15 protein-coding genes are annotated in these 18759 nt (G+C 72.6%); 11 read left to right on the top strand and 4 right to left on the bottom strand.

From position 1 onward, the window contains the following. Positions 1–6: 6 nt before the first annotated feature. Positions 7–1182 (bottom strand): hypothetical protein, encoded by a 1176-nt coding sequence (locus QRT05_RS09810; protein WP_289447006.1) that lies wholly within the window; start codon positions 1180–1182, stop codon positions 7–9. 121 nt (positions 1183–1303) lie between these two features. Between QRT05_RS09810 and QRT05_RS09805 the strand changes: the two genes are divergently transcribed. After that, positions 1304–2884 (top strand): phospholipase D family protein, encoded by a 1581-nt coding sequence (locus QRT05_RS09805; RefSeq protein ID WP_289447005.1) that lies wholly within the window; start codon positions 1304–1306, stop codon positions 2882–2884. A gap of 15 nt (positions 2885–2899) precedes the next feature. On the opposite strand, the gene QRT05_RS09800 is transcribed toward QRT05_RS09805, so the two are convergent. Together QRT05_RS09800 and QRT05_RS09795 are read right to left on the bottom strand one after the other, a co-directional pair. After that, a complete protein-coding gene (locus tag QRT05_RS09800; RefSeq protein WP_289447004.1) occupies positions 2900–4699 on the bottom strand; it encodes a glycoside hydrolase family 2 protein in 1800 nt (599 codons plus the stop codon). 61 nt (positions 4700–4760) lie between these two features. After that, positions 4761–5783 carry a LacI family DNA-binding transcriptional regulator gene (locus tag QRT05_RS09795; RefSeq protein ID WP_289447003.1) on the bottom strand — a complete coding sequence of 341 codons (1023 nt, stop codon included), beginning with the start codon at positions 5781–5783 and terminating at the stop codon, positions 4761–4763. Between the two features lie 207 nt (positions 5784–5990). Here QRT05_RS09795 and QRT05_RS09790 point away from each other — a divergent pair, with 207 nt between their 5' ends. From QRT05_RS09790 to QRT05_RS09745, 10 genes are all read left to right on the top strand, one after another. Then, the gene (locus QRT05_RS09790) at positions 5991–7304 is read left to right on the top strand and encodes an ABC transporter substrate-binding protein (protein WP_289447001.1); all 1314 of its coding nucleotides are present in this window, start codon (positions 5991–5993) and stop codon (positions 7302–7304) included. Then, positions 7297–8280, top strand: a complete 984-nt coding sequence (locus QRT05_RS09785; RefSeq protein ID WP_289447000.1) for a carbohydrate ABC transporter permease — start codon at positions 7297–7299, stop codon at positions 8278–8280. The genes QRT05_RS09790 and QRT05_RS09785 overlap by 8 nt, the downstream gene beginning before the upstream one ends. After that, entirely contained in the window at positions 8277–9167 is an 891-nt protein-coding gene (locus QRT05_RS09780; RefSeq protein ID WP_289446999.1) for a carbohydrate ABC transporter permease, read from the top strand. The genes QRT05_RS09785 and QRT05_RS09780 overlap by 4 nt, the downstream gene beginning before the upstream one ends. Then, entirely contained in the window at positions 9164–10153 is a 990-nt protein-coding gene (locus tag QRT05_RS09775; RefSeq protein WP_289446997.1) for a glycoside hydrolase family 43 protein, read from the top strand. The genes QRT05_RS09780 and QRT05_RS09775 overlap by 4 nt, the downstream gene beginning before the upstream one ends. A 113-nt stretch (positions 10154–10266) precedes the next feature. Next, positions 10267–11808, top strand: a complete 1542-nt coding sequence (gene hpaE / locus QRT05_RS09770; protein ID WP_407650327.1) for a 5-carboxymethyl-2-hydroxymuconate semialdehyde dehydrogenase — start codon at positions 10267–10269, stop codon at positions 11806–11808. A 49-nt stretch (positions 11809–11857) separates the two neighbouring features. Next, entirely contained in the window at positions 11858–12994 is a 1137-nt protein-coding gene (gene hpaD / locus QRT05_RS09765; protein ID WP_289446995.1) for a 3,4-dihydroxyphenylacetate 2,3-dioxygenase, read from the top strand. 86 nt (positions 12995–13080) lie between these two features. After that, entirely contained in the window at positions 13081–14514 is a 1434-nt protein-coding gene (locus tag QRT05_RS09760; RefSeq protein WP_289447395.1) for a fumarylacetoacetate hydrolase family protein, read from the top strand. Next, positions 14511–15194, top strand: coding sequence for a GntR family transcriptional regulator (locus QRT05_RS09755; RefSeq protein ID WP_289446994.1), 684 nt, complete (start codon positions 14511–14513; stop codon positions 15192–15194). Before QRT05_RS09760 ends, QRT05_RS09755 begins: the two co-directional genes overlap by 4 nt. Before the next feature lie 25 nt (positions 15195–15219). After that, positions 15220–16005 carry a 2-oxo-hept-4-ene-1,7-dioate hydratase gene (gene hpaH / locus QRT05_RS09750; RefSeq protein WP_289446993.1) on the top strand — a complete coding sequence of 262 codons (786 nt, stop codon included), beginning with the start codon at positions 15220–15222 and terminating at the stop codon, positions 16003–16005. Further along, on the top strand, positions 15990–16787 hold the full coding sequence (locus tag QRT05_RS09745; protein ID WP_289446992.1) for an HpcH/HpaI aldolase family protein: 798 nt from the start codon (positions 15990–15992) through the stop codon (positions 16785–16787). Before hpaH ends, QRT05_RS09745 begins: the two co-directional genes overlap by 16 nt. Before the next feature lie 15 nt (positions 16788–16802). Here the strand turns inward: QRT05_RS09745 and QRT05_RS09740 are convergent, their stop codons facing one another. Further along, positions 16803–18692 (bottom strand): phosphoenolpyruvate carboxykinase (GTP), encoded by a 1890-nt coding sequence (locus QRT05_RS09740; RefSeq protein ID WP_289446991.1) that lies wholly within the window; start codon positions 18690–18692, stop codon positions 16803–16805. Positions 18693–18759 lie beyond the last annotated feature (67 nt).

Genomic DNA, 18759 nt, shown 5'->3' with positions numbered 1-18759 from the left:
CCACCGCTACGGGGAACCGGGCGTCGGCGGCGCGGTGAGCCAGGTCTCGGTGATGACGCGCGACGTGGTGATGGCGTAGTAGTCCTGCAGGCCGAGCTGGGTGGTGGGGCAGGACATCTCGCCGGCGGACGTGAGGTGGAAGTTGAGCCCGCCGTCGCCGTCGTCGTCGGCGTACATCAGGAACTTGTCCTGCTGCGCGACGGACCGGAACCGCGACTCCTCCCGGATCCGGTAGAGCTCGACGTCCCTGCAGGCGTCCAGCGCGTCCAGGTGCGTCGGCTCAGGGTCCACGGTGAACCGGTCGCCGCGCGCGTAGGCCGTCCGCACCTGCAGGACCACGTGCGGGTGGTCGGCGGGGATGTCGACGACGCGGACGTCGGACAGGTCCGCGTCGCCGTCCACCCAGCTCAGCTTCTCCAGCGGCCGCCACGTCGTGCAGCGGTCGGGGTGCTCGTCGCGCAGGGTGGTCGGGTCGTACTCGACCAGCTCGCCCGGCGCCCACCAGCACACGAGGGTCTGGGTGACGATGACGCGGGCGCGCACACCGGACGCGTTGCTGAAGGTCGTGGCGACCCGAACGTGGTCCAGGGCACCGGGCCCGGCGGGGTCGGCGGCGAGGACGGAGACGTCGCTCGTGGCGGACAGGGCGACGTGCTGCGCCCCGACGACGAAGGAGGTCGCCGACCACAGCTGCAGCAGCGGCAGCAGGGCGCCCGCGACGGTGGAGGCCACGAGCGCGGACGGCGTGACGCGGGCGCCGGTGGGCTGGCGGGTCCACAGCCAGTAGCCGCCGACCCCCGCGCCGACCGCGCCCGCAGCCGCCAGGACGAGCACCGGCGCGTCGCGCGGCGGCCGCACGCCGGCGGCCAGCACCGAGACGCTCGTCGCCGCGGCGGCCAGCGCGGCCAGCTGGCCCAGCCGGAAGGCCCACTTCTGCTTGTGCACGAGAAGCATCGCGACGGCGGCGAGCGCGCCGACGGTGCTGGCGACGAGCAGCGCCTTGTCGAGGATCGACGCGGTCACGGTCAGCGGGTCCAGCACGGGCTGCCGCCACAGCGCGACCCCCACCAGCTGGGCAGGCAGCAGGAGGCCGAAGACGCGCCACCGCCATGCCTGCGCGAGCGGGTGACCGGCGTCCGCAGGCGTGCGCCGGTTGCGGGTCGGCTTCCGTGTCCCCGCCACGTGGTGGATCGTCGGTCCGCGCGGGTGGCCCGGTGACGTCATGGCGGCAGCCTGGCACGGGGAAAACGGGACGAACAGGATGAACTGGGCACCCTGACCGACCGTCTGGCATCCTCGGAGCATGGCGGACCCGGCCGAGTGGTTGCTCACCCGGCGGGAGCGCGCCAACCCCTCGACCAGGCTGGACGACCGCCACGGGGGCGACCGGGCGTGGTCGGACGGCAACCTCGTCGAGCCTCTCGTCCACGGCGCGACGTACTTCCGGGCGCTGCACGACGCCCTCGAGGCGACCGGCCCCGGGGACATCGTGCTCTTCACCGACTGGCAGGGGGACGGGGACGAGCGCCTGACCGACGCGGAGGACAGCGACGTCGTCGAGGTCTTCAGCCGGGCTGAGCGGCGGGGTGCGGCGGTGCACGGGCTGGTGTGGCGCTCGCACCTGGACCAGACGGGCTTCTTCGCCACCGAGAACCGGCACCTGGGCGAGCAGCTGCACAAGCGGGGAGCCGAGGTGCTGCTCGACATGCGCGTCCGGGCCGGCGGCTCGCACCACCAGAAGTTCGTGGTCATCCGGCACGGCGCGGACCCGGCGCGCGACGTGGCCTTCGTCGGCGGCATCGACCTGGCGCACAACCGCAGGGACGACGCCGAGCACCGCGGTGATCCGCAGCCCCAGCCGCTCACCGCGGAGTACGGCCCGCACCCTCCGTGGCACGACGTCCAGGTCGCACTGCGCGGCCCGGCGGTCTACGACGTGGAGACCGTGTTCCGGGAGCGGTGGGAGGACCCCGCGCCGCTCTCCCGTGCGCCGTGGCGGCGGGCGGCGGACAAGCTCCGCGGCCTCGACAGCACCCCGAGCCGGCTCCCGGAGCAGCAGCCGCCACCGCCGCGGGCGGGATCCCACACCGTGCAGCTGCTGCGCACGTACCCCGACCTGCGCGCCGGGCGCGACTACCCGTTCGCGCGCGGGGGAGAGCGCAGCGTCGCGCGCGGCCACCAGAAGGTCGCGCGCCGCGCCGAGCGCCTCGTCTACGTCGAGGACCAGTACTTCTGGGGGCACGACGTGGCTCGGGTCTACGCCGAGCAGCTGCGGTCGCGACCCGAGCTGCGCATGGTCGTCGTGATCCCGCTCGTGCCCGACATCGACGGCCTCAACCGGGTGCCGCAGCTGCTCGGCCGCCACCGCGCGCTCGGCCAGGCGCTGCGCGCCGCGCCCCACCGCTTCGCGGCGTACGGGTTGGAGAACCACGCGGGCGTGCCGGTGTACGTCCACGCCAAGGTCTGCATCGTCGACGACACGTGGGCCAGCACGGGCTCGGACAACTTCAGCCGCCGGTCCTGGACCCACGACTCCGAGCTCACCGCGGCCGTGCTGGACGAGGTGTACGCGCGCGACCTGCGGCTGACCCTCGCCGCCGAGCACCTCGACCGACTGGACGAGGCGGGGGAGCGCGGCCTCGAGACCGCGATGGCCGACTGCCTCGACCCCCGCGCGATGTTCGACGTGTACGCGGCCTCGGCCGCCCGCCTCGACGCGTGGCACGCGGGTGGCCGGCAGGGGCAGCGCCCTCCCGGTCGGCTGCGCCGGCTCCCGCTGCCGCACCTGACACCCGCGCAACGGCGGTGGGCCGCGGTGCCGCTCGACGTCATCCACGACCCCGACGGCAGACCGCCGGAGCTGCGCGCGTCGGGCGGCTACTGAGCGGAGGCGGGCGCCTCAGTCGCCGGTCATGATCGCGCGCAGCTCCTCGACCGGCAGCTTGGGCACGCGGTCGGCGGTCACCAGCCCGTTCGTCTCCTGCAGCGTGTCGGCGAGCTGGGTGTAGCAGAAGCCGGCCAGGACGCCGCTGGCGTGCACCGCTCCCAGGAGCCCCTGCAGCCGCTTCGCGAAGTCGCCGGGAGAGGTGGCGGCCGAGTAGCCCCAGGCGTCGTCCACCGCGTCCAGGTCGTAGGAGATGCCGCCGAACTCGGTGAGCATCACCGGCGCGTCGGCGATGTCGCCCGAGAGCACCAGGCGCCGCCCCGCGGGCCCGATGCCCGCCACCATCGCGTCGATCGCGGCACGATCCCGGTAGCGCGCGGCCACGACGTCCGGATCGGCGGCGTAGTCGTGGATCGCGACGATGTCGGTCTCCACCTGCTCCCAGCCGTCGTTCGACACCACGGGCCGCGTCGGGTCCAGCGCCTTCGTCAGGTCCACGAGAGACCGCGCGTACCGCTGCATCCGCGGCTCGCGCGCGATGTGCTGCACCCCCCAGCTCTCGTTCAGCGGCACCCAGGTCACGATGCTGGGGTGCGAGAAGTCGCGGTGCACGATCGCGAGCCACTCGTCGACGGTGCGCTCGACCGAGAGCGTCGAGTAGGTGAAGCTGGCGGGCGCCTCGCCCCAGACGAGCAGTCCCAGCCGGTCGGTCCAGTAGAGGAACCGAGGATCCTCGAACTTCTGGTGCACGCGCGTGGCGTTGAACCCGAGGTCCTTGATGAGCTGCGCCTCGGCGCGCAGCGCGTCCGCGGACGGCGCGGCGAGGTGCGACTGCGGCCAGTAGCCCTGGTTGAGCACGGAGCGCACGTAGTACGGGCGGTCGTTGAGCAGGAAGTGCCCCCGCGCGACCTCCGCCGTCCGGATGCCCACGTACGACGAGGCACGGTCCTCGCCCACGTCGAGGAGCGCGTCGACGAGGTGGGGGTGCTCGGGCGACCAGAGCAGCTCCTCGTACGCCTGGCCGTTGCTCAGCGCGGGGACGCTCAGGACGACCGTCACGTCGGCGCGGGTCGCCATCGTGGCGGTCGCCGCGAGCTCGGTGCCACCGTGGGTCAGGGTGATGCGCACGGGGACAGGCTCGGACGGCGCCGCGGTCAGGCGCAGCTCGGCGGTGACGGTCGCCGATCCCGGCGTCGCGGTCCAGTGCACCGAGTCGATGCCGACGGCCGGGACCGACTCGAGCCAGACCGGCTGCCAGATGCCGCTGGTGCGGTGGTACCAGATGACGTGCGGCTGCTCGCGCCAGTCCTGCTTGCCGCGCGGCTGGGAGACGTCGTGCGGGTCGTCCTCGGCCCGGACCACCAGGACGTGCGCCTCACCGGGGTCGAGCACGTCGGTGATGTCGAAGGAGAACGGCGTGTGCCCGCCCTCGTGCGTGCCGACGAGGTGCCCGTCCACCCACACGTGGCACCGGAAGTCGACCGCGCCGAAGCGCAGCATCAGGCGGTCGCCGGGCGTCGTGCCGGTCGCGGCCAGGTCCTGCTCCGTGAGCGTGCGCCGGTACCAGGCCACGTGGTGGTACGTCGTGTCGTTGACGCCGGACGCCGGCGACTCGGGTGGGTAGGGCACGGCGATCTCGGTGTCGGTGCCGGGCCAGTCGAGCCACCAGCGCTCCCGCAGGCCGGCGTCCTCGTCGTCGAACGCGAACCGCCACGGACCCGAGAGGTCGACCCAGCGCGCCCGGAGCAGCTGGGGCCGCGGGTGCGTCCCGTCCTGGGTGCTGGCAACGGGGCGCAAGTGGTCGTCGTCGATCATGCCCTCAGCATGGCGGAAGATTCCAGCGCTGTAAACGGGCAGGGGCGCGACGCGGCTTCCGTCAGAGCACGCGTGCGGGGACGGGTGCGCTCTCCCGCACCACGAGCCGGTGCGACACGGTCTCGTGCCGGCCTATGCCCTCGAAGCCGTCCACCCGCTCGAGCAGCAGGGTGAGCGCACGCTCGGCGAGCGCCTCCAGGTCGGGCGAGACGGTGGTCAGGCTCGGGAAGGTCACGGCGCTCAGCCGGATGTCGTCCCACCCGGTGACCGCCACGTCGTCGGGGACGCGCACGCCCCGCTCCTGCAGGGCGCGCAGGGTGCCGATCGCGGCGAGGTCGTCGCGGCACACGAGGGCGTCGACGTCCAGGCCGGCGTCGAGCGCGGCGCCGACCGCTCGCACCGCGCCCGCCGCGGAGATCTCGTCGGTCGCGATCAGGAGTGCCGGGTCCGGTGTCAGGCGGTGGTGCTCGAGCGCCTGCTGGTAGCCGGCGATGCGCTGCCGGGACGTCTCCGTGAGCCCGGCACGCTCGTGGCCGACGAAGCCGACGCGCCGGCGACCGGCCGCGAGCACGTGCTCGGTGACCTCCCGGGCGGCCGTGACGTTGTCGATCATCACGCGGTCCATGGTCAGCGGCGCTGCCGTCTCCCCGAGCAGGACGATCGGCAGTTCAGTCCGATGGCGGGCAACCTCCGTCGAGCTCATCACGCTCGGCTGGAAGAGCACGCCGTCGACCATCCCGGACTCGGAGTTGGCCACCAGGGCGCGCTCGCCCTCGAGCGTGCCCTCGGTCTCCTTGATCAGCACCTGGTAGCCGTGCGGCAGGGCGAGCCGGGACACCACCCGGGACAGCTCGGCGAAGTACGGGATCGCCACGTCGCTGAAGGCCAGGGCGAGGAGCCCGGTGCGGCCGGTCGCCAGCCGCCTGCCCATCATGTTGGGGCGGTAGCCGAGCTCGTCGATCGCGCGCTGCACGCGCGCCCGCATCGTCTCGGACACGTGCGGGGCGTCGCGCACCACGTTGGAGACGGTCTTCATCGACACGCCCGCGCGCTCGGCGACGTCCTGGAGCCGGACCCGTGCCATGGGACCCCCTTCTCGAGCGCCCGCTGCGCCGCGCACACCCTATCGACCGTCAGCGGCGTCCCGCCGGAAGGCGCGGCCCGGCGGCGGCCGGGCGCGAGGCGATCGCTTGACCGTCCGATTCTAGCGCTGTAAATTCTGGATCAGGGTCGCGTTGACGCGGCCGCGGTCGTGCCCTTCGGCCGTCTCGAGACTCAAAGGAGAGTTCGCATGAGGAAGTCAATGGCCAGAGGGCTCGGTGCGGGCCTGGCCGCCGTCCTGGCGCTCAGCCTCGCGGCATGTTCCGGCTCCGGTTCCACCTCGGGCAACGACAGCGGGGTGTCCGGCAACGGCACCTACGACGGGCCCAAGGTCGACATCACCTTCTGGCACGGCTGGACCGGAGGCGCCGCGCCGACCCTGGTGCCCCAGCTCATCGACAAGTTCAACGCCGAGCACAAGAACATCGCCGTCAAGGCCGTCCCCCAGGAGTGGGCGGACATCGCGGCCAAGCTCCCGCTGGCCATCAAGGCCGGCAAGGGTCCGGACGTCGCGGTGCTTCACGGCGACGACCTGGCCACCTACGCCGCGCAGAACCTGCTGCTGAAGTCCGACGCCATCGTCAAGTCCCTCGGCTACACGGCCGAGGACTTCCCGCCCGGGGTCTTCGACAAGGGCAACTACAAGGGCGCTCAGTACGCGGTCCCGTGGAGCGTCACGCCCCTCGGCCTGTACGTGAACAAGGAGGTGCTCGCCAAGGCGTCCCTCTCCGACATCCCCACGGACAAGGCCTCCTACGAGGCGGCCCTCGAGGCGCTCAAGGACGCGGGCGTCAAGGGGGAGTGGGTGGACGGCTACGTCTTCACCGGCACGTTCGAGTTCCAGAGCCTGCTCTGGCAGTTCGGCGGCGACCTGTACAACAAGGACGTCACCGAGGCCACCTTCAACTCCGAGGCCGGCGTCAAGGCCCTGAGCTGGATGCGCGGGCTGATCGACCAGGGCTACAGCCCCGCCAACGTCGCGCAGGACGGGAACATCAAGGCACTGCTGGCCAGCGACACGGCGTTCAACTGGAACGGCGTGTGGCAGACCACCAACACGGCGTTCGACGGGCTGGAGTGGGCGGCCGCGCCCGTGCCGCAGATCGGCGACGAGAAGGCCGTGTGGTCCAGCTCGACGCACTGGGTCTTCCCCGCCAACAAGGGTCAGGACAAGAACAAGACCGCCGCCGCGGCGACCTTCGTCAAGTGGATGAACGACAACTCGGCCGGCTGGGCCGAGACGGGGGAGCTGCCGGGTGCCAACACCGTCCGCGACGACCCGGCGCTCGTGCAGAAGTACCCGAACCTCAAGCCGTTCATCGAGGAGCTGCCGTACGCGCACTACGAGACGGTCTCGCCCGGCATCAACGAGGCGAACGCCCTGGTGACGACGGCGATCAACGAGGCGCTCACGGGCAAGAAGTCCCCGAAGGCGGCGCTGGACGACGCCAAGGCGAAGGCGGACCGGATCCTCGAGCAGAACCGGGCCAAGTACGGTGACTGAGTTCGCCACCGCGGTGGCCGCCTCCCCCCGGCGCGCGAGCGCCGGGGGGAGCGGCCGCCGCTCCGGGGACCGGGTCAGGCGCCGACGGCGGACCCTGGTCGCCTACCTGTTCCTCGCGCCGTTCCTCGTCCTGTTCGTGGGGTTCGTGCTCGCGCCGGCGGTGTACGGGCTGTGGATCAGCTTCACCGACTGGAGCCCGTTCCGGGACGTCCAGCACTTCGTCGGCCTGCGCAACTACACGGACCTGTTCTCGTCGGACTCCACCACGTCGGGCGACTTCTGGAGCTCGATGCGCGCCACGGCGATCTTCGTCGTCGCGAGCGTGCCGTTCCTCGTGGTGGTGCCGCTCCTCGTGGCGGTGCTGCTCAACCAGAAGATCCGTGCCGCCAGCACGTTTCGCACCGTCTTCTTCGCGCCGTACGTGCTGGGTGTCGCGGTGGTCGGGCTCATCTGGGGCTACGTGCTCGACACGCAGTCCGGCGTCCTGAACCACCTGCTGCACACGATCGGTATCAGTTCCGACGTGCCCTGGACCGTCGACGTCCCCTGGGTGTGGGTGTCCCTGGTGGGCGTCACGGTGTGGTGGACGTCCGGCCTCAACACCGTGATCTTCCTGGCCGGGCTCAAGGGCATCAACAGCGAGCTCTACGAGGCGGCAGCCCTCGACGGCGCGGGTGCCGTGCGTTCGTTCTTCAACGTGACGCTGCCCGGCCTGCGCCCGGTGATGCTGTTCATCACCACCACCACGGTGCTGGCCTCGGCCAACATGTTCGGCCAGTCCTACCTGCTGACCGCCGGGGGTCCGGGCAACGAGACCCGCACCGCGATCATGTACATCGCCGACCAGGGCCTGTCGCAGAACAACATGGCGCCCGCGGCCGCGATGAGCTACCTGCTCTTCGCCTTCCTCGCCGTCGTCAGCGTCGTCAACTTCCGCCTGCAGCGCGAGCGCGTCCAGAAGGGCGGCGTCCGATGACCACCACCGCCACGCCCACCACGTCCGGCACCACCACCACCGCCGACGTCCGCCGCCGGCCGTCCGTGCGGCGCCTGACCGCGCGCGGGGTGCTGTACGCGATGCTGATCGCGCTCGCGCTCGTCGTCGTGCTGCCCCTGCTGTGGATGCTGGTCACGTCGTTCAAGACGGACGCCGACGCCATCCGCCACCCGTACTCGCTGCCGAGCCCGTTCTCCCTCGACGCGTACCGCACGCTGGCGGGCGGTCAGCAGCCGATCTTGCGCTGGCTGTGGAACTCGTTCGCCGCTGCCACGCTGCAGACGCTGCTCATCCTCGTGACCGCGTCGATGGGCGCGTACGCCCTCGCCCGGATGGAGTTCGCCGGCAAGCGGCTGGTGTTCGGGCTCATCATCTCGACGCTGCTGGTGCCCCCGGTCGTCTTCCTGATCCCCAACTACCTCATCGTGCAGAACCTCGGCTGGCTCGACACCATCCTGGCCATCACGGTCCCCGGTGCGGCCGGCGCGTTCGGGATCTTCTTCCTGCGCCAGTTCTTCGTGGGCCTGCCGGTCGAGATCGAGGAGGCCGCGCGCATCGACGGTGCGGGCGACGTGCGGATCTTCCTGCAGATCGTGCTGCCGCTCGCGCGGCCCGCGCTGGCCACCCTCGCGGTGCTGTCGTTCCTCAACAACTGGAACGACTTCCTGTGGCCGGTCTACGTCCTTCTCTCGCCCGAGAACATGACGCTGCAGCCCGGCCTGTCGATGCTGCAGGGCGCGTACCGCACGCACTTCGCGATCGTCATGGCCGCGGCCGTGGTCGCGTCCGTGCCGGTGCTCGCGGTGTTCGCCGTGGCGCAGCGGCAGATCGTCGACTCGGTGACCGGCGCGGCGGTCAAGGGGTGACGCGCGCCTGGCGCGCAGCCGTCGTGGCCGTCGTGGCCGCGCTGACCGCCGGCACCCTGGCGGCGTGCGGAGCGGCCGGCGACGCGTCGCCGCCGCCGAGCCCCACCGGTGACTCCGCGGCGGCGGCGCTCATCGACGAGAACTTCCCCGACCCCGACGTGGTGCGCACCGAGGACGGCTGGCTGGCGTTCGCGACGGGGAGCAACGGCCTGAACGTGCAGGTGGCGCGGAGCGCGGACCTGGCGACCTGGACCGTGGAGCGCCGCGACGCGCTCCCCGCGCTGCCGGCGTGGGCGAGCACGGGTCGCACCTGGGCGCCGGACGTCGCTCAGCGGGCGGACGGCACCTGGGTCATGTACGTCACCGCGCAGGACACCGCGTCCGGGCGCCAGTGCATCGGCGTGGCGACCAGCGCGCGGGCCGACGGCACCTACGCACCGGCGTCCGACGCGCCGCTCGTCTGCCCGGTCGACGACGGCGGTGCCATCGACCCGAGCACGTTCACGGACGACGACGGCTCGCGCTACCTGCTGTGGAAGACGGACGGGAACTGCTGCGGGAAGGACACCTGGATCGAGATCGCCCGGCTGCGCGATGACGGGCTCGCACTCGTCGGCACGCCCACCCGGCTGATCTCGCAGGATCAGCCGTGGGAGGGGAACCTCGTCGAGGCGCCCGTGCTGGTGCGGCACGACGACGAGTACGCGCTGCTGTACTCGGCGAACGACTACGGCGGCGACGCGTACGCGACGGGAGTCGCCCGCTCGTCGGCGCTGCTCGGCCCCTACACCAAGCAGCCCGACCCGCTGCTCTCGACGGCGATCGCGGGAGGGGACCTTCGCGGCCCGGGCGGCCAGGACGTGGTCAGCACCGCCGACGGCGACGTGCTCGTGTTCCACGCGTGGGACGAGCTCTACACCTACCGCAGCATGCACAGCCTGCCCCTGCGGTGGGGGCAGGACGGCTCGCTGTCCGTCGTGCCCTGAGGCGGCGTGCCCACGGCCGAGATGCGCACCTGGGCTGCGAGGATGACGATCGACGCCATGGGCGGGATGAGGCGGCCGTTCGCCACGCCTGCCACCTGCCGAAGGAGGCATCGATGACGATGGACGCGGGCCGTGCGGCCGTGCCCGCGGGGCACCACGTCCCCGCCGACCTGCCGGCGCGCATCCAGCACTACATCGACGGCCGCCTCGTGGACTCCGCCGACGGGGACACCTTCGACGTTCTCGACCCCGTCACCAACGCCACCTACCTGCGCGCTGCGGCGGGCAAGCGGGCCGACGTCGACGCCGCCGTCTCCGCCGCACGGCGGGCGTTCGAGGAGGGTCCGTGGCCCCGGATGGTGGCGCGCGAGCGCTCACGCGTGCTGCACCGCATCGCTGACCTCGTCGAGTCGCGGGACGCGCGGCTCGCCGAGCTCGAGTCGTTCGACTCGGGCCTGCCCATCACGCAGGCGCTCGGCCAGGCCCGGCGGGCCGCAGAGAACTTCAGGTTCTTCGCCGACCTCGTGGTGGCGCAGGCCGACGACACGTTCAAGGTGCCCGGGCGGCAGCTCAACTACGTCAACCGCAAGCCCATCGGCGTCGCCGGGCTCATCACGCCGTGGAACACGCCGTTCATGCTCGAGTCGTGGAAGCTCGGTCCGGCGCTGGCCACGGGCAACACGGTGGTGCTCAAGCCCGCCGAGTTCACGCCGCTGTCGGCGTCGCTGTGGGCCGGGATCTTCGAGGAGGCCGGGCTCCCCGCGGGCGTCTTCAACCTCGTGAACGGACTCGGCGAGGAGGCCGGCGACGCGCTCGTGAAGCATCCCGACGTCCCGCTCATCTCGTTCACCGGCGAGAGCAGCACGGGGCAGCTCATCTTCGGCAACGCCGCGCCGCACCTCAAGGGTCTGTCGATGGAGCTGGGCGGGAAGTCCCCGGCGGTCGTCTTCGCCGACGCGGACCTCGAGGCCGCCATCGACGCGACGATCTTCGGGGTGTTCTCGCTCAACGGGGAGCGGTGCACGGCGGGCAGCCGCATCCTCGTCGAGCGCCCGGTGTACGACGAGTTCGTCCGCCGGTACGCGGAGCAGGCGGCGCGCGTGGTGGTCGGGTACCCGCACGACCCCCGCACCGAGGTCGGTGCGCTCGTGCACCCCGAGCACTACGACAAGGTGATGCGTTACGTCGAGATCGGCAAGGCCGAGGCCCGCCTCGTCGCCGGGGGCGGGCGTCCCGACGGGTTCGACACCGGGAACTTCGTCGCGCCGACCGTGTTCGCGGACGTGCCGCCGAGCGCGCGGATCTTCCAGGAGGAGATCTTCGGCCCGGTGGTCGCGATCACCCCGTTCGACACCGACGCGGAGGCCCTCGCGCTGGCCAACGGGACCCGGTACGGGCTCGCGGCGTACGTCTGGACCAACGACCTGGTGCGGGCGCACACCTTCTCCCAGGCGGTGGAGGCCGGGATGGTGTGGCTCAACTCGAACAACGTGCGCGACCTGCGCACCCCGTTCGGAGGCGTCAAGGCATCGGGCCTCGGCCACGAGGGCGGCTACCGCTCCATCGACTTCTACACGCACCAGCAGGCCGTGCACGTCACGCTCGGCGGCGCGCACAACCCGACGTTCGGCAAGGGTGGTACCGGAGCGCACTGACGCGCATCAGACGACGGCAGACGACGGCAGACGACAGCGAGGACCGCACATGAGCACCAGCTCGACGGGTGGCAACGGCGCCACCCACGCCCTGCCGCCCAGCCGCGCGGTGATCCCGACGCCGACCGCCGCGCCGCCGGACGTCCTGCGCTGCGCGTACATGGAGATCGTCGTCACCGACCTGCGGCGCTCACGGGACTTCTACGTCGACGTGCTGGGGCTCGTCGTGACCGAGGAGGACGAGGACGTCGTCTACCTGCGCACGCTCGAGGAGTTCATCCACCACAACCTGGTGCTGCGGCAAGGCCCGGTCGCGGCCGTCGCGGCGTTCTCCTACCGGGTGCGCGCGCCCGAGGACCTCGACCGGGCCGTCGCCTTCTACTCCGAGCTCGGCTGCCGCGTGGAGCGGAACCGCGAGGGGTACACCCGGGGCGTCGGGGACTCCGTGCGCGTCGAGGACCCCCTGGGCTTCCCGTACGAGTTCTTCCACGAGGTCGAGCACGTCGAGCGGCTCGCGTGGCGGTACGAGCTGCACACCCCGGGGGCTCTCGTGCGGCTGGACCACTTCAACCAGGTGACGCCCGATGTCCCCCGGGCGGTCGGGTACATGGAGGACCTCGGGTTCCGCGTCACCGAGGACATCCAGGACGAGCAGGGCACGGTCTACGCGGCGTGGATGCGTCGCAAGCCGACCGTGCACGACACGGCGATGACGGGCGGGGACGGCCCGCGGATGCACCACGTCGCGTTCGCCACGCACGAGAAGCACAACATCATCGCCATCTGCGACAAGCTCGGTGCGCTGCGGCTGTCCGACCGGATCGAGCGCGGTCCGGGCCGGCACGGGGTGTCGAACGCGTTCTACCTCTACCTCCGCGACCCCGACGGCCACCGGGTCGAGATCTACACGCAGGACTACTACACGGGCGACCCCGACAACCCCGTGGTCACGTGGGACGTGCACGACAACCAGCGCCGGGACTGGTGGGGCAACCCCGTGGTGCCGTCCTGGTACACGGACGCGTCGCTGGTGCTCGACCTCGACGGCAACCCCCAGCCGCTCGCGGCGCGCGAGGAGGACTCCGAGATGGCGGTGACGATCGGGGCCGACGGCTTCTCGTACACCCGGCCCCCGCAGGAGGCGGAGACGGAGGCGGGGGAGTACAAGCTCGGTCACCAGCTGTAGGGCCGCCCTTGTTGCGGCTGTCGCAAATAATATACGATCCGCGGGTGACCAGCGACGAGTCGAGGGCGACGCGCGACGGGCGGTTCATGGCGCTGCCGGTCCGCCCCGGCAAGGTCATCGCCGTCCACCTCAGCTACGTGTCCCGCGCCGACCAGCGCGGGCGGCGCCCCGCGCACCCGTCGTACTTCCTCAAGCCGTCGAGCTCGGTGGCGGCCTCCGGCGGGGTGGTCGAGCGGCCGGCCGGCACCGAGCTGCTCGCGTTCGAGGGGGAGATCGCGCTCGTCATCGGCACCCCCGCGCGCCGCGTGGCCATCGAGCAGGCGTGGGACCACGTGGGCTGGGTGACCGCAGCCAACGACCTCGGCCTGTACGACCTGCGCGCGAACGACCGGGGCTCCAACCTGCGGTCCAAGGGCGGCGACGGCTTCACGCCGGTCGGACCCGGGCTGCTCGACGCCCGCACCGTGGACCCGACCGGGCTGCGCGTGCGGACGTGGGTGAACGGCGCCCTGGCCCAGGACGACACGACCGCGGGCATGCTCTTCTCGCCCGCGCAGCTGGTCGCCGACCTCTCCCAGCACCTCACGCTGGAGACCGGCGACCTCATCCTCACGGGCACCCCGGCCGGCTCGAGCGTCGTGCAGCCCGGCGACGTGGTCGAGGTGGAGGTCGACGTGCCGGGCGGCCCGAGCACCGGTCGCCTCGTGACGACCGTCGTCCAGGGCTCCGTCGAGCTCGACGCCGCGCTCGGTTCCCTGCCGTCGACCGACGACCAGCAGCGGAGCGAGGCCTGGGGCTCGCGCGACGCGGCGGGCCTGGGTCCGTCCCTGGCGCCCGAGCTGCACGAGAAGCTGCTGCGGGCGCCCGTGGCCGGTCTCTCCGCGCAGCTGCGCCGGCGCGGCCTGGACAACGTCTCGATCGACGGCGTGCGGCCGCTGCGGCCCGGTGCCCGCATGGTCGGCGTCGCCCGCACGCTGCGGCTCGTGCCGAACCGGGAGGACCTCGTCGAGCGGCACGGCGGTGGCTACAACGCGCAGAAGCGCGCCTTCGACGGCCTGGGGTCCGGAGAGGTGCTGGTGATCGACGCGCGCGGCGAGACCGGTGCGGCGACCCTGGGCGACGTGCTGGCCCTGCGTGCCCACGTCCGGGGCGCGGCAGGCATCGTCACCGACGGCGGCGTGCGGGACGCGGACGCCGTCGCGGAGGTCGGCATCCCCGTGTTCTGCGCGGGCGCCCATCCGGCCGTGCTGGGCCGCCGGCACGTCCCCTGGGAGGCCGACGTCACGGTCGCGTGCGGCGGCACCACCGTGCAGCCGGGAGACGTCGTGGTGGGTGACGCCGACGGGGTGGTCGTCCTGCCCGCCGCCCTCGCCGAGGAGGTGGTCGACGCGGCCCTCGCGCAGGAGGACGAGGACGCGTGGATCGCCCAGCAGGTGGCGGCGGGGCATCCCGTCGACGGGCTCTTCCCGATGAACGCGGCGTGGCGCGCGAGGTACGACGCGTGGCGGGCGCAGCGATGAGTGCCACGACGAACGTGAGCAAGTCGCAGCTCGCCTACCAGTGGATCCGGGAGCGGATCGCGCAGCAGGAGTTCACGCCGGGTTTCCGGCTGGTGCTCGGGACCATCGCCAACGAGCTCGACATGAGCGTGGTGCCGGTCCGGGAGGCGGTGCGGCAGCTCGAGGCCGAGGGGCTCATCACGTTCGAGCGCAACGTGGGCGCCCGCGTCGCGATGGTCGACGACTCGCAGTACCGGTTCGCCATGGAGGCCATCGCCATCGTCGAGAGCGCCGCGACCGCGCTCGCCGCGCCGCACCTGACGACCGACGACCTCCGGCGGGCGCGCGCGCTCAACGAGGTCATGGGCGCGGCGCTCGGCCGGTTCGAGCCCCGCGCGTTCTCCGCCCTCAACCAGGAGTTCCACCACATCCTGTACGCGCGGTGCACCAACCCGCGCCTGCTGGAGATCGTCGACGCCGAGTGGGCCCGCCTGGCGCACATGCGGGACTCGATCTTCGCGTTCGTCCCCGGCCGCGCGCAGGAGTCCGTGCACGAGCACGAGCAGCTCCTGGTGCTCATCGAGAGCGGCGCCCCGGTGCGCGACGTCGAGCAGGCCGTGCGGCGCCACCGCGCCGGCACGCTCGCGGCGTACATGGCGCACGAGCACCCGGGCGAGGACCCCAGCCCGTCCACCCTGTGACCCGCCCGACCGCGAAGGAGTGAGGATGCTGCCCGCCGAGACGATCGCCGCGATCGCCGAGGAGCTCGCCCACGCCGAGCGCGACCGCACCCTGCTCCCGCGCATCACCGCCCGCTACCCCGACGCCACGGTCGAGGACGCCTACGCCGTGCAGGGCGTGTGGCGGGAGAAGAGCCTGGCTGCGGGGCGCCGGCTGGTGGGTCGCAAGATCGGGCTGACGTCGCGGGCCATGCAGCAGGCGACCGGCATCACGGAGCCGGACTACGGCGTGATGTTCGACGACACGGTGTGGGAGAACGGGGCGGTGATCCCGTACGACGCGTTCACGAACGTGCGCGTCGAGGTCGAGCTGGCCTTTGTCCTCGCGCAGCCGCTCGAGGGCCCGCACTGCACCGTCTTCCACGTGCTGCGGGCGACCGAGTTCGTGACGCCCGCGCTCGAGATCCTCAACTCGCACATCGAGCTCGAGGGCCGCACGATCGTCGACACCATCGCCGACAACGCCGCCTACGGCGGCATGGTGCTGGGCGGTCGGCCCATGGCCCCCGACCAGGTGGACCTGCGCTGGGTCGGCGCGCTGCTCTACCGCAACGAGACCATCGAGGAGACGGGCGTGGCCGCCGGCGTGCTCAACCACCCGGCCACGGGGGTCGCCTGGCTCGCCAACAAGCTGCACCAGCACGGGGCGCGCCTCGAGGCCGGCGAGGTGATCCTGGCCGGTTCGTTCACGCGGCCGGTCTGGGTGTCGCGCGGTGACAGCATCGTGTGCGACTACGGGTCGATGGGGACGGTCTCGTGCCGCTTCCTCTGAGCCCGACGTTCCGCGCCGCGCTGGCCGCGGCGGACCGACCGCTGGTCGGGATGTGGGTGTGCTCCGGCAGCCCGGTCGTCGCCGAGATCTGCGCCGGAGCCGGCCTCGACTGGCTCCTGGTCGACATGGAGCACGGCCCCAACGGCCTCGGCTCGGTGCTCGCCCAGCTCCAGGCCGTCGCGGCCTACCCGGCCACTCCGGTGGTGCGCGTCCCGAGCGACGACGCCGTGGTGATCAAGCAGGTGCTCGATCTCGGTGCGCAGAACCTGCTGGTGCCCATGGTCTCGTCGGCCGCCGACGCCGAGCGGGTGGTCCGGGCCGTCCGGTACCCGCCCCGCGGCGTGCGCGGCGTGGGATCGGCCCTCGCGCGGTCGGCGCGCTGGAACCGCGTCGAGGGCTACCTCGCCGACGCCGACGACCACGTGTCGCTCGTCGTGCAGGTGGAGACCGCCGCCGGGGTCGACGCCGCGGCGGCGATCGCGAGGGTCGACGGTGTGGACGGCGTGCTCGTCGGCCCGTCCGACCTGGCCGCCTCCCTGGGACTGCTGGGCCAGCAGACCCACCCGGACGTGACCGCCGCCGCCCGGCGTGTGCTCGACGCCGTGGCGGGCGTCGGCGTCCCGGTCGGCGTCAACGCCTTCGACCCGGCGGTCGCCGATGCCTACCTGGCCGCGGGGGCGTCGTTCGTCATCGTGGGGGCGGACGTCACGCTCCTGGCCCGGGGGTCCGACGCGCTCGCCGCCCGGTTCGTCGACCGCACGCCGCCGGGACGCGGGGCCTGACGCGCGCCTCTCGGCTCAGTCCGCGCCTGGCGTCCCCAGGGCCTCGCGGAGCCGCGCGAGGCGGTCGCGCAGCGCCTGCGGCACGCGGTCGCCGAACGTCGCGAAGAACTCCTCGGTCAGGTCGGTCTCGAGCTGCCAGGAGCCGGCGTCGACGGCGAACAGGCGCGCCAGCGTCGCGTCGTCGAGGTCGAGGCCTCGCGTCTCGAGCGCACCCGGCGCGGGCAGCAGCCCGACGGGGCTGGCTACGGCGCCCACGTCGGTGCGCAGACCGCGCGCCCTGTCGACCTGGTCCACGATCCAGGCGAGCACGCGGGAGTTCTCGCCGAACCCGGGCCAGAGGAACCGGCCCTCGTCGTCGCGACGGAACCAGTTCACCTGGAACACGAGCGGCCGGCGGGCGCGGTCGAGCGACGCGCCGACCCGCAGCCAGTGCGCCCAGTGGTCCGCCATGTCGTAGCCGCAGAAGGGCAGCATCGCGAACGGGTCGCGGCGCAGCTCGCCGACGACCCCCTCGGCGGCGGCGGTGCGCTCCGAGGAGATGGTCGCCCCCATAAACACCCCGTGCTCCCAGCTCTCTGCCTGCGCCACGAGCGGCACGTTGGTGGCGCGACGACCGCCGAAGACGATCGCGTCCAGCACGACGCCCTCGGGGTCGTCCCAGCCGGCCGCGATCGACGGGCACCTTTCCGCGGCCACCGTGAACCGGCTGTTGGGGTGGGCGGCCGGCTCCTCGGAGCCGGGCACCCAGGGGCGCCCGCGCCAGTCGGTCAGGTGAGCAGGCGGAGTCTCGGTCAGGCCCTCCCACCAGACGTCGCCCTCCGGCGTGAGGGCGACGTTGGTGAAGATGGTGTCGCGCGCCAGCATCTCGACGGCCGCGGGGTTGGTCGCCTCGCCCGTGCCCGGCGCGACGCCGAAGAACCCCGCCTCGGGGTTGATCGCGCGCAGCTCCCCGTCCGGGCCGGGGCGCAGCCACGCGATGTCGTCGCCGATGGTCTCGACCGTCCACCCGGGCAGCGTCGGCCGGAGCATCGCCAGGTTCGTCTTGCCGCACGCCGAGGGGAACGCGGCGGCGACGTGGTAGCGGCGGCCCTGCGGCGACGTGAGGCGGACCAGCAGCATGTGCTCGGCCAGCCAGCCCTCGTCGCGGCCCATGACGGACGCGATGCGCAGCGCGAAGCACTTCTTGCCCAGGAGCGCATTGCCGCCGTACCCCGAGCCGAACGACCAGATCTCGCGGCTCTCGGGGAAGTGGGCGATGTACTTCGTGCTGCTGCACGGCCAGGGCACGTCGTCGATCTCGTCGCCGGCCTCGTCCCGCAGGGGCATGCCCACCGAGTGCACGGCGGGGACGAAGGGCGCACCCGCCTCGACCAGGTCGAGCACGTCGCTGCCCACCCGTGTCATGACGCCCATGCTCACCACGACGTAGGGGGAGTCGGTGACCTGCACGCCGAGCTGGGACAGCGGTCCACCGACGGGACCCATGGAGAACGGCACCACGTACATGGTCCGGCCGCGCATCGCACCGGTGAAGACGCCGTCGAGCTCGTCCCGCATGGCACCCGGCTCACGCCAGTTGTTGGTGGGCCCCGCGTCGCGCTGGTCCGGCGAGCAGATGAACGTGCGCGACTCGACGCGCGCCACGTCGGCCGGGTCGGAGCGGGCCAGGTAGCTGCCCGGGCGCAGGTCCGGGTCGAGCGGCAGAAGCGTCCCGGTCCGGACCATCTGCGCCACGAGGGCGCGTCGCTCGACGTCGGAGCCGTCGCACCACACCACCGCGCGGGGCTGCGTGAGGGCGGCCACGGCCTCGACCCACGCGTGGACGTCGCCGTTGCGTGCGGCGGCGGTGGCCGCGTCGAGCGTGCCGCGGGTGGGGGCGGTGGGTGCGTCGGCCAGCAGAGGCATGGTCTGGTCTCCTCGGGTGAGCGGCGGACGGTCCGGGCTCTGTTGACAGCCTGCCGGGCTCTTGTGC

Source organism: Cellulomonas edaphi, from assembly GCF_030362815.1.
In the GTDB taxonomy this organism is placed as follows: Bacteria; Actinomycetota; Actinomycetes; order Actinomycetales; family Cellulomonadaceae; genus Cellulomonas; species Cellulomonas edaphi.
This window is presented reverse-complemented; position numbering and strand designations above follow the sequence as displayed.

Coding starts and splice junctions, on each gene's coding strand:
- QRT05_RS09805 (WP_289447005.1), top strand. CDS start 1,304: ATGGCGGACCCGGCCGAGTGGTTGCTCACCCGGCGGGAGCGCGCCAAC.
- QRT05_RS09740 (WP_289446991.1), bottom strand. CDS start 18,692: ATGCCTCTGCTGGCCGACGCACCCACCGCCCCCACCCGCGGCACGCTC.
- QRT05_RS09760 (WP_289447395.1), top strand. CDS start 13,081: ATGGCGCTGCCGGTCCGCCCCGGCAAGGTCATCGCCGTCCACCTCAGC.
- hpaE (WP_407650327.1), top strand. CDS start 10,267: ATGACGATGGACGCGGGCCGTGCGGCCGTGCCCGCGGGGCACCACGTC.
- QRT05_RS09800 (WP_289447004.1), bottom strand. CDS start 4,699: ATGATCGACGACGACCACTTGCGCCCCGTTGCCAGCACCCAGGACGGG.
- QRT05_RS09780 (WP_289446999.1), top strand. CDS start 8,277: ATGACCACCACCGCCACGCCCACCACGTCCGGCACCACCACCACCGCC.
- QRT05_RS09755 (WP_289446994.1), top strand. CDS start 14,511: ATGAGTGCCACGACGAACGTGAGCAAGTCGCAGCTCGCCTACCAGTGG.
- hpaH (WP_289446993.1), top strand. CDS start 15,220: ATGCTGCCCGCCGAGACGATCGCCGCGATCGCCGAGGAGCTCGCCCAC.
- QRT05_RS09795 (WP_289447003.1), bottom strand. CDS start 5,783: ATGGCACGGGTCCGGCTCCAGGACGTCGCCGAGCGCGCGGGCGTGTCG.
- hpaD (WP_289446995.1), top strand. CDS start 11,858: ATGAGCACCAGCTCGACGGGTGGCAACGGCGCCACCCACGCCCTGCCG.
- QRT05_RS09790 (WP_289447001.1), top strand. CDS start 5,991: ATGAGGAAGTCAATGGCCAGAGGGCTCGGTGCGGGCCTGGCCGCCGTC.